8 protein-coding genes and 1 pseudogene are annotated in these 13,611 nt (G+C 66.6%); 8 read left to right on the forward strand and 1 reads right to left on the reverse strand.

Going from position 1 to position 13,611, the window contains the following annotated elements; translation table 11 throughout:
- Nucleotides 1–124: pseudogene (locus tag ACUW6W_RS02075) on the forward strand (IS3 family transposase); the annotation flags it as partial.
- A gap of 240 nt (nucleotides 125–364) precedes the next feature.
- Nucleotides 365–1,237, forward strand: a complete 873-nt coding sequence (locus ACUW6W_RS02080) for an Ltp family lipoprotein (RefSeq protein ID WP_223247471.1) — start codon at nucleotides 365–367, stop codon at nucleotides 1,235–1,237.
- Nucleotides 1,238–1,408: 171 nt separating this feature from the next.
- Here the strand turns inward: ACUW6W_RS02080 and ACUW6W_RS02085 are convergent, their stop codons facing one another.
- Nucleotides 1,409–2,308 carry a DUF3800 domain-containing protein gene (locus tag ACUW6W_RS02085; protein ID WP_063190010.1) on the reverse strand — a complete coding sequence of 300 codons (900 nt, stop codon included), beginning with the start codon at nucleotides 2,306–2,308 and terminating at the stop codon, nucleotides 1,409–1,411.
- Between the two features lie 237 nt (nucleotides 2,309–2,545).
- Between ACUW6W_RS02085 and ACUW6W_RS02090 the strand changes: the two genes are divergently transcribed.
- The 6 genes from ACUW6W_RS02090 to ACUW6W_RS02115 all read left to right on the forward strand — a co-directional run bounded on the left by ACUW6W_RS02090 (nucleotide 2,546) and on the right by ACUW6W_RS02115 (nucleotide 13,575).
- Nucleotides 2,546–4,546 (forward strand): type I restriction-modification system subunit M, encoded by a 2,001-nt coding sequence (locus tag ACUW6W_RS02090; RefSeq protein ID WP_396830468.1) that lies wholly within the window; start codon nucleotides 2,546–2,548, stop codon nucleotides 4,544–4,546.
- Nucleotides 4,543–5,787, forward strand: coding sequence for a restriction endonuclease subunit S (locus ACUW6W_RS02095; RefSeq protein ID WP_060973624.1), 1,245 nt, complete (start codon nucleotides 4,543–4,545; stop codon nucleotides 5,785–5,787). The genes ACUW6W_RS02090 and ACUW6W_RS02095 overlap by 4 nt, the downstream gene beginning before the upstream one ends.
- A 5-nt stretch (nucleotides 5,788–5,792) precedes the next feature.
- The gene (locus ACUW6W_RS02100) at nucleotides 5,793–9,059 is read left to right on the forward strand and encodes a type I restriction endonuclease subunit R (RefSeq protein ID WP_060973625.1); all 3,267 of its coding nucleotides are present in this window, start codon (nucleotides 5,793–5,795) and stop codon (nucleotides 9,057–9,059) included.
- Nucleotide 9,060: 1 nt separating this feature from the next.
- Entirely contained in the window at nucleotides 9,061–9,987 is a 927-nt protein-coding gene (locus ACUW6W_RS02105) for a GIY-YIG nuclease family protein (RefSeq protein WP_060973626.1), read from the forward strand.
- A 95-nt stretch (nucleotides 9,988–10,082) separates the two neighbouring features.
- Nucleotides 10,083–11,528, forward strand: coding sequence for a DUF262 domain-containing protein (locus tag ACUW6W_RS02110; RefSeq protein WP_170748087.1), 1,446 nt, complete (start codon nucleotides 10,083–10,085; stop codon nucleotides 11,526–11,528).
- Nucleotides 11,518–13,575: a GmrSD restriction endonuclease domain-containing protein gene (locus ACUW6W_RS02115; protein ID WP_060973628.1), complete on the forward strand. Its 2,058-nt coding sequence runs from the start codon at nucleotides 11,518–11,520 to the stop codon at nucleotides 13,573–13,575. Before ACUW6W_RS02110 ends, ACUW6W_RS02115 begins: the two co-directional genes overlap by 11 nt.
- The last annotated feature ends 36 nt before the right edge of the window (nucleotides 13,576–13,611 follow it).

The raw sequence follows: 13,611 nt of genomic DNA on the forward strand, positions 1-13,611 counted from the left end.
GAAGGACGAGTACAACCACCACCGCCGGCACTCCTCGCTCGGCTACCTAACCCCAGCCGAGTACGCTCGGCAGTGCACCCATCAAATGGAAACCGACGACTCACAGAACGTCCGGACCGAATGAAGGGGGCGGCTCACTCTCACTGGCACCCATTTCAGCCGCAAGAGCGCTTGGTTCGAGGCTCGCACATCAGTCACGGAGAGTTTTCTTATGCGCGCTCAGCGACTCCTCCTCTTCCTGCCCCTCCTGCTCGTGGCCACCGGCTGTTCCGGTCAGGAGGGACCGGGGCCGTCTAGCTCCCAATCCTCATTGTCCTCGTCTTCTTCGGCGGTGTCGCCGACGCCCGCCGCCTCGGAGAGCCCCATGCAGCTGACGGCCACCGAGACGTGCGAACAGCTGGCAGGCAACCGCGGTGGTCTTGCGTTAGACGTCCTGGACTTCAGCGTGGACTTCTACATGGAAGACCTCGTCATGAGCGATAGGGATCGTCGCGTGGCGGGGTTGGTGGAGCAGGGCGATCAGCTGCGCGCGGTCGCCCATCCCAAGTATCTCGACACCTTGGACCGTCTGATGGCCGAGCCTGAGGAGATCCAGCGCATTGTGAAGTCGGGCGGTGGCAGGTACACGATGCCAATGCAGGACATCGTGCAGTCTGTGACCGGTGCAGCCACCGACTGCTACCAGCCCGGTGAGGAACTCAACAGGTTCGTTGAGAACATGACGCCCATCATTAACCGCATCCCGGAGTATGCGGCGCTGGAGGTGGACGGCGCGTCCGAGGGCGCATCCTCCACGCCGGCTGCATCGTCGACCTCGACCCCTACTGCGGGGTCTGCTCCTGCATCGGAGCCCACGCCCACCCCTGAGCCCACGCCGACGCTCTCGGAGGAGACGGAAGCGGCAGCCGAGCATGAGGCCGGGGATGTGCCGATGGAGTACCAGTCGGCGCTTCGCAAGGCGTACAGCTACGAAGAGAACATGGACATGTCCAAGATGGGCATCTATGGCCAGCTGGTCTCCGAGTACGGTGAGCAGTTCTCACCAGAAGCGGCGCAGTACGCGATCGACAACATGACGGACGTGGACTGGAATGCCAATGCGCTGGCCAAAGCGAAGAGCTATCAGGAGATGATGGACATGTCGCCGTCTGCGATCTACGACCAACTGGTCTCGGAGTACGGTGAGGAGTTCACGCCCGACCAGGCGCAGTACGCGATCGACAACCTGTCCCAGTGACGCCCGGGCATGCCCCGCGCGTTGAATGAACGCGTCGGCAACGGTGTCGCCAGGTGGTCCACCCGCCGCCCGCATATTCTGGTCCTTCGCAGCCCGCGGAGGACCAGAATATGCGGGGCTGTGTTCCGCCTGACGCAGGGCCGGGGCGATCTCTATCAGCGGCGCCAGGTCTTAGTGTCCCGAGCGCCAGATCTTCGCCATCTTCTCCGCCGCCGCGGGGTCCACCGAGGCCCCCAGAAGCTGTCCATACGGGGTCGGGGCAAGCCGCCGTTCGCGGTGGAACAGCTCAGAGTGGTTGAAGTCCTGCACGCCGCGGTTCCACAGGTGCAGTTTAGACTCGTAGGTGAAGCTGCCCCTCATGGATGCCAGCCGCTGGGGGTCGGTGACCCAGGCGTACTTGGACAAGTCGTTGAGCTGGTGATCGACAGCGCGTGTGACGGCGGCGGCGACCCAGTCGGCGAACTGCACGTTGGAGCTCAGCGAACTGTCCACGTGCATGGGCGGTTCCACGATGCACCGCATCTCCGGAAAGTCGCCGGCTCGGCTGAAGATGTGGGCATACATCGATGCAACGCGTTCGACTCGCGTCTTCTCATTGATTTGATCGATGATCACCATGAGGTTATGCCCGTGATGGTGGGCATGGCGGGCCAGACGGTTCAGAGTCTCCCGCATGGCGTCGGCTTCGCGTTTCTCGACGTCCAGGCCGATCTGCTTGGGCGTCCCACGCTGCTTCTCGTCGGCGTAGTAGAACAGCTTGCCGCCGTGGTCAACGACGGACCGCACGAGCGCATCGAATACGCGGAGCTGCTGCGGAAAGCGCGCGGGGGTATCCGGTCGGAACAGATTGGCCCCCTTGAACTCCCACCGTCCGGGGTGTTCCGCTCGGTCGATCTCCGAGGCGAACAGCTGACGCTTCAGCGCGGTGAACTTCGCCCCAAAGCCTCGTGCGGCAGACTCCGGCATGACGAATCCGGCATAACCGAAGGCTGGGCTTGTCCGGAAGCGAGGATGGTCCGGGCCGACGTAGGCGCCCGGCTCGCCGATCTCGTCGATGTACGCCAGCAGCATCTGACCATTGTGCAGGGCACAGCGGACACTGCGGAAAAGCGCAGAGGCCCACGCAAGCGTGGGCCTCTCGAATTGGTGCTCGGGGCACTGTCTCAGCCCTAGCTACCACACGCGAGCGTACTCGCGCACGCAGAGCATAGGCAAGTGTGGTTGTGTATGATCCGTCGCCCTGTCGGGTCGCTGCGGGGTCGGAATGGGTCCCGTCCAGCGGCCCGCCCCCACCATTCGAAGGACCCCATGACCACCCCCGCCACGCGCGGCGCTGCCTCGGCGCCCCACCGCTCTCCCCAGAACCTCTCGAACTTCGTGTGGGGGATCGCGGATCAGCTCCGGGGCGTGTTCAGGCCGAACCAGTACGGCACCCTCGTCCTGCCCATGACCATCCTGCGCCGCATGGAGGCGGTCATGGCCCCGCACCGGGAGTTCTTCGTGGAGCTGGCGGCCAAAGGGCATCCGGACTTCGTCCTCGCCAACCTGGTGGAGTCCCGCACGGGCCTGACGTTCTACAACCTCAGCCCCTTCACCTTGGACCGCATCCTGCAGGAGCCGGACCTGCTCCGCACGAACCTGCTGGCCTACGTGGACGGGTTCTCCCAGAACGTGGCGGACCTGTTCACCTACTACGAGTTCGACAAGACGGTCGCCAAGCTGGACGAGCACGACCGCCTCTTCCTTGTCCTCCAGCAGTTCGCCTCCATCGACCTCTCCCCGGATGCCGTCTCCAACGCGGAGATGGGCACCCTCTTCGAGGACCTGATCCGCCGCTTCGCCGCCGCCTCCAACGAGACCGCGGGCGAGCACTTCACCCCGCGCGACGCGGTGAAGCTCCTGGTGGACCTGCTCACCGCCAACGACGACGACGTCCTCACCGGCTACCCGGTCCGCACCGTCTATGACCCCACGGCCGGCACCGGCGGCATGCTGTCCCTGCTGGACGAGCGCCTGCGCCGCATGAACCCGAACGCGGAGGTCCGCCTGTTCGGGCAGGAGCTCAACGACCAGTCCTACGCGATCTGCAAGTCCGAGCTGCTCGGCAAGGGCCAGGACGCGGACGGCATCGCCCGCGGGGACACCCTCAAGAACGACGCCCACCTGACCGAGCGCTTCGACTACGTCCTCTCCAACCCGCCCTACGGCGGCGACTGGAAGGCCTCCCGCACCGCGGTGGAGAAGGAGATCGCCGCCGGCGGCGCCACGAACCGCTTCCCGGGCGGCACCCCCGCCATCAGCGACGGCCAGATGCTGTTCCTCCAGCTCGTGGCCTCGAAGCTCCGCCCGGTCTCGGAGGGCGGTGGTCGGGCCGGCATCGTCCTCAACGGCTCCCCGCTGTTCACGGGCGGGGCGGGCTCGGGCCCGTCCGAGATCCGCCGCTGGCTGCTGGAGTCGGACCTGGTGGACGCGATCGTCGCGCTGCCCACGGACATGTTCTACAACACCGGCATCGCCACCTATGTGTGGGTGCTGGACAACAACAAGCCGGCAGACCGCCGCGGCAGGGTGCAGCTGATCGACGCCCGCTCGTTCTTCACCAAGCTGCGCCGCAACGTGGGCTCGAAGAACAAGGAGCTGTCCACGGCGGACCGCCAGCGCGTGCTGGACATCTACCGGGACTTCGACGCCCAGTCCGAGGACAACGCCGAGTTCTCCAAGGTCCTCACCGCGCAGGACTTCGGCTACCGGGAGATCACCGTGGAGCGCCCGCTGCAGCTGCGTTTCGAGGTGGAGGACGCCACCATCGCGGCGGCGCTCGCCACCAAGCCGGTGGACAAGCTTCCCGACGACGGCCGCTCGGCTCTCAAGAGCGCCCTTGCCTCCCTGCGTGGCCGGGTCTGGGACCACCAGCCCACCTTCGTGCTGGAACTGAAGAAGGCGCTGAAGAAGCACGGCGTGACCGCCGGCGCTCCACTGGCGAAGGCCCTGACCGGGGCGATTGGCGTGCACGATCCCGATGCGGAGGTCGTGAAGGACAAGAAGGGCGAGCCGGAGCCGGACACCTCGCTGCGAGACACCGAACTCGTGCCCTTCGGTCGGGACATTCACGAGTACTTCGAAGCCGAGGTGGCCCCGCACGTGCCCGGCGCCTGGATCGACGAGTCCAAGACGAAGATCGGCTACGAGATCCCCTTCACCCGGCTCTTCTACACGTACGTGCCGCCGCGCCCACTCGAGGAGATCGACGCCGAGCTCAAGCAGCTCACCGCCGAGATCATCGAGTTACTGAGCGAGGTGGAGCGGTGACGGAGCTCAAGCCACCCGGCGACTGGAAGGTCGAGCCACTCGGCAAGTTCTTCCGAGAGCGGCGCGAGCAAGCATCAGACTCCGAGTATGAACCCCTCTCGGTGTCGATGGCCGGCGTCGTTCCACGCATGGCCAACGTCGCGATCTCGTTCAATGGCGAGAATCGCAAGCTCGTTCGGAAAGGCGACTTCGTCATCAACAGCCGCTCGGACCGCAAGGGTTCAGCAGGAGTCGCTGACCGAGACGGCAGTGTGTCTCTGATCTCGATCGTCCTGGAACCATGTGGCATCGAACCGCGGTTCGTGCACCATCTCCTGCGCTCGACGTGGTTCCAGGAGGAGTTCTACCGCTGGGGCAGCGGGATCGTCGATGACCTGTGGAGCACGCGCTTTCAGGCAATGAAGCGGATTGGGTTGCCAATCCCGCCTGTTGAGCAGCAGCGGCGTATCGCGGACTACCTCGACCGTGAGACCGCCACGATCGACGCCCTGATCGAGAAACAGCGCCAGTTGTCCGATGCGCTTCGTACTCGAAGGAGAGCAGCAGTTCTGGCGAGAACAGGTTTCTTGGGCGTGAAGCAGCCTGCTTCGGCTGCCAGCAGTGAGCCGTGGCTCGAATCTGCCCCGAGCCATTGGTCGCGGATGCACGTGAGGCGTCTGTTCGACCTGACTTCTGGCGCCGGTTTCCCGCCTGAGCTTCAGGGGGTGACCGACGAGGAACTCGCGTTCTATAAAGTCCGTGACCTCGGTAGGACGGACTCCTACGGGCGGCTAGGAGAGCCTGAGGACACGATCAGTCGCGAGACGGCAGACAAACTGAGGGCGAAAGTCCTCCCATCGGGGACTCTCGTCATGGCAAAGATCGGTGCTGCCCTTCTTCTAGGGCGGATTCGCATGGCTACACGACCAAGCTGTATCGACAACAACATGCTCGCACTGAGCCCGAAGTTACTTCTCTATCCCCGCTACGCGACGTACATGTTGGAAGGACTTCTTCTGGACCGTCTCGTTCAACCTGGAGCTGTGCCGTCCCTTAACGAGAGGGAGTTCCGACGCACCGTTTTCCCCGTTCCGCCTCTAGACGAGCAGCGCGAGATCGCCGACTACCTCGACGCTGAGACCGCCAAGATCGATGCCCTCATCTCCAAAGCGGAGCGGTTCATCGAGCTCGCGCAGGAGCGCCGCGCAGCGCTGATCACCGCCGCCGTCACCGGCCAGATCGAGATCCCTGCGGAGGACTGACCACCATGGCCATCCACAACGAGAGCGAGCTCGAGACCTACATCTGCGAGTACCTGGAGAGGCACGGCTGGCTCTACTCGGCCAACGATGACGGTTACGACCGCAAGAACGCGATCTTCCCCGAGGACGTCCACGCCTGGCTGGCCGAGAACCAGCCGGAGGACTACGGGCGCATCGTGAAGGCGGATGCCCCGGCCTCTGCCCAGCAGGCGCAGCGGGACCAGATCACCACCCGCCTGATCGAGGTGATGAACAAGCCGCAGGACACCGGCGTCGGCGGCACCCTCAACGTGCTTCGCAAGGGCTTCAAGGTCGGCACCTCCGCCACCCTGCGCATGGCCGAACCGCGGCCGGCCACGAACCTCAACCCGGCCGCCGTCGCCTCCTACGAGCGCATGCGGCTGCGCGTGATGCGTCAGGTGCACTTCAACCCGGCCACCAACCAGTCCGTGGATCTGGTGCTCTTCGTCAACGGCCTGCCCGTGGCGACAATCGAGCTGAAGACCGACTCCACCCAGTCCATCGGCCACGCGAAGAAGCAGTACCGCGAGCGCAACCCCAAGGCCACGCCGCTGTTCGGGTTCGGCACCCGCGCCGTGGTCCACTTCGCCGTCTCCAACCGCGAGGTCTGGATGACCACCAAGCTGGCCGGGAAGGACACCTTCTTCCTGCCCTTCAACCAGGGCGACTACGGCCACGCCGGCAACCCGCTCAACCCAGACGGCGGGTCCTCCACGGCCTACCTGTGGGAACGGATTCTCCAGCGGGACACCTGGCTCGAGATCCTCCAGAAGTTCGTCTTCCTCAAGAAGGAGACCGTGGAGGACGAGTACGGCCGCTCGCGCCGGAAGTCCACGCTGATCTTCCCGCGCTTCCACCAGTGGGAGGCCGTCACGAAAATGCTCGCCGCCGTCCGCGAGGAGGGCGCCGGCAAGTCCTACCTGATCGAGCACTCCGCGGGCTCCGGCAAGACCAACACCATCGCCTGGACAGCCCACCGGCTGCTCTCCACCTACGGGGCGGACGAGCAGCGGGTGTTCGACTCGGTCATCGTGGTCACCGACCGCACCGTGCTGGACGACCAGCTCCAGGAGGCCGTCCGGCAGATCGAGTGGACCTCCGGCACCGTGGTGGCCGTGGACCGCAAGAACCTCGGGGGAGAGGCCACCAGCAAGTCCGCCCTGGTGAAGCAGACCCTGCTGCAGGGCAACCGGATCATCGTGGTGACGCTGCAGACCTTCCCCGCCGTGCTCGAACTCCTCAAGGATGACTCGACGCTTGCCGGCCGCGCCTACGCGGTGATCGCGGACGAGGCGCACTCCTCCCAGACCGGCTCCGCCGCAGCCAAGCTCAAGCGCGTGCTCACCCCGGACGAGCAGGCCGACCTCGACGACGGGGGAGAAGCGGATACCGAGTCCATCCTTGCCGCCGAGGTCGCCGCCACCGGACGCCCGGAGAACATCAGCTTCTTCGCCTTCACCGCCACCCCGAAGGACAAGACCCTGCAGATGTTCGGCCGCCCCTCCGGCGAATATGACGAGAAGGGCCAGGAGCTCCCGGCCTCCTTCCACCGGTACACCATGCGGCAGGCCATCGAGGAGGAGTTCATCCTCGACGTGCTGAAGAACTTCACCAACTACGACACCGCCTTCAAGCTGGCCCTGGCCGGACAGAAGGGCGAGTTCCGTCCGGAAGGCGACCGGGCCGCCGTCGGGAAGTCGACCACCGAAGTGGACCAGACCGAGGCGAGCAAGAAGCTCATGCGGTGGGTCAAGCTGCACCCGACGAACATCGCGCAGAAGGTCAAGATCATCGTGGAGCACTTCCGCGCCAACGTGGCCGGACTGCTCGACGGGCAGGCCAAGGCCATGGTGGTCACCGACTCCCGCGCCGCCGCCGTCCGGTACAAGCGCCAGATGGACCAGTACATCCAGGACATGGGATACACGGACGTGGGCACCCTGGTGGCCTTCTCCGGCGAGATCACCGACGACGAATTCGGGCTCGAGAAGGTCACCGAACGGTCCATGAACCCGTCCGTGACCGGCGACCTGGCGAAGGCGTTCGACGGGGACGGCTACCAGGTGATGATCGTGGCCAACAAGTACCAGACCGGCTTCGACCAGCCGAAGCTCTGCGCTCTGTACGTGGACAAGAAGCTCTCCGGCGTGCTGGCCGTGCAGACGCTGTCCCGGTTGAACCGTGCGGCGCCCGGCAAGGACACCACCTACGTGCTGGACTTCGTGAACTCCGAAGACGACATCCAGGCCGCCTTCGAGCCGTACTACGCCGGCGCGAAGCTGGAGACGGTGACGGACCCGAACCTGATCCACGACCTGGGGACGAAGCTCGACGCCGCGGGCGTGTACGACTGGGACGAGGTCGACGCATTCGCCGACGTGTGGGTGGCGTGGAAGCCGGGGAGCGGGCAGGAGGGCCTGCAGGCCGCGCTGGAGCCCGTGGCATACCGGTTCCGCAAGGAGCTGGCGCATGCGCGGATGAACCAGGACGAGACGCGCGTGAACGAGCTCGTGCTGACGCGCAAGGACATGCGGTCCTTCGTCAGCCTCTACGACTTCCTCTCCCAGATCTACGAGTTCGGGGACACCGAGCACTACAAGCGGGCGCTGTTCCTGCGGCACCTGGTGCAGCTCGTGGGCGATCAGCCCGGCGGTGAGGAACTGATCGACCTGAGCGATGTGCAGCTGGTGAGCATCCGGCAGAAGAAGACGTCCTCGGGGGACATCGGGCTGACCGGTGGGGTCGCGCTGAAGGGGACCACCGCTGTGGGAGGCGGGCGGGCGCGTGAGAAGCAGCGCGGGCCGTTGGAGGAGGTCATCGAGAAGATCAACGAGATCTTCGCCGGCGAAGGCGTGGATGCCTCCCCGTCCCAGCAGGAGGCGTGGGTCAGTGCCCTCGTGGCGCCGCTCATGGAGGACGAGAAGCTGCTGGGGCAGGCCGGAGCGAACTCGCTGGAGCAGTTCCTGGCGAGCCCGAACCTGGAACGGTCGGCGATGGGCGCCGTGTACGCGAACGAGGACGCCTTCGCGAAAATGACGGACATCGTGGGCAGGGGCGGGGATCCGTCCAAGATGATCGTCGCGGCGATCGGGGAGTACTTGTACTGGAAGGTGCGGAGCGAGGGGGCTGGGCCGGTGGACGTTGCTCATGGACGGTCCGCCGTTTTCGCTGACGAAACGGCCCCTTCGCAGGGCACTTCCGTCGATGAGAGGGCGAGTGCGACGCCGTCGCGCGTTCGGAAGGGGAGCTGAGATGGCACATCCCAAGACACTGCAGGTCTTCCTGATGGACGGTGCACCCACCGGTCGGCTGAAGTGCACCCTCGACAACTGGACGGGCCTCGTGTACGTGGTGCCACGCACCAGTCTCAACGCGGACGGGCACCCCGAGGCGTTCGAAGGCACCGGTGTGTACCTGCTGCTGGGGCAGGACGCCGATTCCGGCGACGACGTCGTCTACGTCGGGCAGGCCGTCGGGCGGGCCAACGGCAACGGCATGGTGGGCAGGATCCGGGAGCACGTCCGGAAAGAGGCGCACGACTTCTGGAACCGGGCCATACTCCTCTCCACCCTCGGGGACACCTTCGGCCCCACGGAGGTGACCTACCTGGAGCACTACTTCCACCAGGCGGCCACCACGGCCGGGCGCTTCACCGTGGACAATGCGGTGGCACCCTCCCAGGGCAACGTCACGCAGGAGAAGAAGGCGGAGCTGGAGGAGTACGCCGACAAGGCCAAGCTCCTGATCAGCGCCCTGGGGCACCGCGTCTTCGAGAGCGCCGACGGCTCACATGCCGCGGCCGCGGCGGGCCGGGCCACCCAGGCGCCCGAAGCGGCGCCGAAGCGCACCCTGTTCACCATGACGGTCAACGGCGTCAGAGCCCAGGGACACCCCACGCCGGACGGGTTCGTCGTCCTGCGGGGCAGCGGCCTCATGGAGGGGTTGCGGCCCAGCGCACCCCCCGGTGTCCGGGCGGGCCGGGAGCGCTTCGCCGACCACATCGGTGCCGATGGGGTGCTGACCGAGGACGTCTCCTTCACCAGCTCCTCGGCCGCGGCCGGATTCGTGGCCGGCGGGAGCATGAGCGGGCCGTCCTCATGGCGGGCGCCGGATGGGCGCACCCTCGGCGAGGTCGAGGCCGCCTCGGCCGCGCCGGAGCCCATGGAAGACGACGCCTGATGAGGACGCGGCCGACCGCTTTGGATGCCGCCGTCGACCATCCGCGGGGTGCCCAGAGCGACGCCCAAGGACCGGGGACGGGGCGCTCCGGGTCGTTGACCGCGAACGTCCTGACCGTCGCGGACGCACTGCGCGACCCTCGTCTCCGTATCCCCGAGTACCAGCGGCCCTATACGTGGTCCACGACGAACACGGGGCAGCTCGTCGAGGACATCCGTCGCTTCCGTGCGGCCGCGTCCTACCGGATCGGCACCATGATCGTGCACCTCGAGGACGGCTGGCTGGACATCGTCGACGGCCAGCAGCGGTACATGACCTTCGCCCTGATCGCGCTCGCACTGCAGGAGGTCCTGGGCGACACCGCCGAGCGCGCCGAGCACCAGCGTGCGGCCCTGGACCGCGCGGCGGCCATCGAGCTGCCGCCGGGCCGCCGGGACGTGTCGGAGCGCCACATCGTCGAGAACCACCGCCTCATCCTGCAGACATTCCGGTCCTGGGACAGCACCGAGGTCGAGGACTTCGCGGACTACTTCCTGGACCGTTGCACGCTGGTGCGCCTGATCGTCAGCGACCTCGACGCGGCCTTCCAGATGTTCGACTCGCAGAACACCCGCGGCCGGGCGCTCCTGCCCACCGACCTACTGAAGGCATACCACCTCCGCGCCTATGCAGAGGCCACATCGGACCGGGCGGCGATCCTCGCGGCCGTGCGGGAGTGGGAAGCTACCCCGCCGTTCGAGATCCACCATCTCTTCTCGCGTCTGCTCTATCCGATCCTCCGCTGGAGCGCCGGTGAGTCCCTGCCGCGCGACGGCTTCACCGCGTCCCGGATCGGAGCGTTCAAGGGGATCTCCGCGGGGCCGACGGGCCTCGGCCGACTGCCCTGGGCGCACGGGCTTCTCATGGCCAAGGCCCACGTGGACGACTACAACGGGCGAAACGCCACGCTGATCGCGCACGGTGCCCTTCCTCCGCTGGAATTCCCGTTCCAGCTGACCCAGCCCGTCATCGACGGTGAGATGTTCTTCCGCCTCGTGCGCCACTACACCCGGCTCGCGAGGGACCTCGGCGTCTCCGCGACGGACGCGGAGCAGACCGCCGAGGACGACGCCCGTCGTGGGAGGGAGAACAGGCGATTCCAGACGATCACCCGGCTCGTCCGGGCCACCGGTACCGGCGCTGGCTACCGCTACACACAGGAGCTCTACGGAGCGCTGCTGCTGGCCTACGCGGACCGGTTCGGCGACCACGACATCGAGCGCGCCGCTCTCGTGCTCGCACGGCATGCCTTCGCATTGAGAACGCGGTTGACGCGGGTCTACCCGCGCTCCGTGGAACTTCACGCGCTGGGCCAGCACGGGGCGCCGGACCTGGAGGACCGGGTCAACCTGTTCCGCCTGATGAGGAGCAGCCTGGACCCCGCCGCCGTCACCGGGCGCGTGGCGGCCCTCCCCGGGCCGTACGTGGACGATGCCTCCCCGGTGGAGCGTCTCTACTCGGACACGCCCTGGGACACGGAGGAAGCCCACGATGCAGACTGAGAAGCACTCGCCTGAGGCGCTGACGATCGAGGAGGTCTTCACCGCCGCCCGGCACTACCGGGTGCCGGTCTACCAGCGGGCCTACGCCTGGACGCAGGTCGAGATCGCGACACTCCTCGAGGACGTGCGCCGCGCTCGCCTCCGCTCGGAAAAGCCGGATACGCAGGGAGCCTCGTCCGACTACTACCTCGGCTCGCTGGTGGTGAACCGAGCCACGACTCCCGAGGGCGTGCCGATCGACGAGGTGGTCGACGGGCAGCAGCGCCTGACCACGCTGACGGTGCTGGCAGCCGTCGCGGAGCGTGTCATCCGTGCCGGTGTCCTCGACCCCCGGGCGTTGGCCGTCCTGGATTACGAAGGGCGCCCCGAGGCCGGGGAGGACCTCGCGACCCTCCGTCGTCGGGGCGCCCCCGCCGGGACGTCGTTCCAGGTGGACGCCATCGGGGTGGCCGTCGAGACGATCGCTGCGGCCTGCCGGCGGGCCTTGGAACGGCAAACCCCGGCAGACGATCAGGAGGTGATGTTCGACGGCGACGACCTCGCGTACCTCTGGAAGCATGTCCGGTTGCTGCGCACCGAACTTCCGAAGGGCACGGACCTCAACCACTATTTCGAGGTGATGAACACCCGCGGTGAGCAGCTCGCCAAGCACGAGATCCTGAAGGCCACATTGATGCGGCCTCTCCAGGACGCCACGGACCGGAAGGTGTTCGCGCACGTCTGGGACGCCTGCGCCGTTCTGGACCGCCACATCCAGCTCCAGTTCTCGACGGAGCGGCCGAAGGATGGCGGTGAGGCGGCAAGAGACGCCGTCTTCGGCGGGTCCTGGTCGGCCCTCCTCACGCGGGATTTCGCGTCGCTGCGGGCAGCTCTCGCGCCGAGCCAGACCGCGATGGCGTCGGGCGCCCGCACCATCATTGGGGTTCTGCTGGCCGCCGGGCAGACCGCCGTGGAGTCCGGGCCCTCGTCCGACCAATGCCAGGACGACGCCGATACTGGCGCCTACGGGACCATCGTCGACTTCCCGAACTTGCTGCTGCATGTGCTGCGCGTGATGCAGGAGAAGGGTGAGGGGGCCGAGCCAGGCCTGCCACGGTGGGGCCAGGACTCGACGGGGGCCGTGCGGCTCGAGGACGGCTCCCTGCTGGAGCAGTTCGCCCAGCACGGCCAAGGCGACGCGGCCTGGTCTCAGCGGTTCCTCGTGACGCTGCTCCGTATGCGCCTTCTGCTGGACACCTATGTGATCAGGACTCTGGCGACGACGGGAACACAGGCGGACGAGGAGAACTGGGTGCTCAGCCGAGCTCAGAAGCTCGAGACGGAGTCCGGCGAGCGCTCTCCGCGCCGGCGGCTGGGTGTGAAGAACACCTTCCAGGATCCGCAGGTCCAGGACGCCGTCCGGAACCTTCAGGCCATGTTCCAGGTCACCGACACGCGCCGCACGTCCAAGTACTTCCTGTACCGCATCCTGCGATGGCTGGATGCGCAGCCGGAGGACGGTGTGGACGGCGTGGCGTTCCAGCACATGCTGGAAGATCTGGCGCGGGAGCGCCTCCGCGCCTATGAGGCGGACAAGACCTGGGATGCCGGCGTCAACGTCCCCAACTTCGTCTTCAACGCCCTGGACTACATCCTCTGGGACGCAGGCCGGACATCGCCCATGGAACGGGAACATCTGCGGGAGCCCCTCAGCGATGTCGAACAGGAGGTGCTCCGCAGGCGCGCCGACGCCTTCCGGTTCCGGTACCGAACCTCGGTGGAGCACTTCTACCCCGTGGTTCCGGGTGAGGAGCAGGAGGCCTTGACCGCGGAGGACGTCAACCGTTTCGGGAACCTGTGCATCATGGGCCGACGCGAGAACTCCCAGCGGAACAACCTGATGCCCGTATCGAAGGTGAAGCAGTACTCTTCGGACGAGCAGAGCCTCAAGTTCCAGCTCATGGCCGGCATCCTTCACGCCGAGGGCGACTGGGACGTCCCTCAGATCAAGGAACACGGGAACAGCATGCGGCGGGTGATCCAGGAGTGGCAGGGCAAGCGGCCCTGACACCTCGGGACGATCTGGCCTCAGGGCCCCCGTTAC

The sequence above is a fragment of the Micrococcus sp. 093350064-1 genome (assembly GCF_053627955.1).

Coding starts and splice junctions, on each gene's coding strand:
- ACUW6W_RS02080 (WP_223247471.1), top strand. CDS start 365: ATGCAGCTGACGGCCACCGAGACGTGCGAACAGCTGGCAGGCAACCGC.
- ACUW6W_RS02085 (WP_063190010.1), bottom strand. CDS start 2,308: ATGCTGCTGGCGTACATCGACGAGATCGGCGAGCCGGGCGCCTACGTC.
- ACUW6W_RS02090 (WP_396830468.1), top strand. CDS start 2,546: ATGACCACCCCCGCCACGCGCGGCGCTGCCTCGGCGCCCCACCGCTCT.
- ACUW6W_RS02100 (WP_060973625.1), top strand. CDS start 5,793: ATGGCCATCCACAACGAGAGCGAGCTCGAGACCTACATCTGCGAGTAC.
- ACUW6W_RS02105 (WP_060973626.1), top strand. CDS start 9,061: ATGGCACATCCCAAGACACTGCAGGTCTTCCTGATGGACGGTGCACCC.
- ACUW6W_RS02115 (WP_060973628.1), top strand. CDS start 11,518: ATGCAGACTGAGAAGCACTCGCCTGAGGCGCTGACGATCGAGGAGGTC.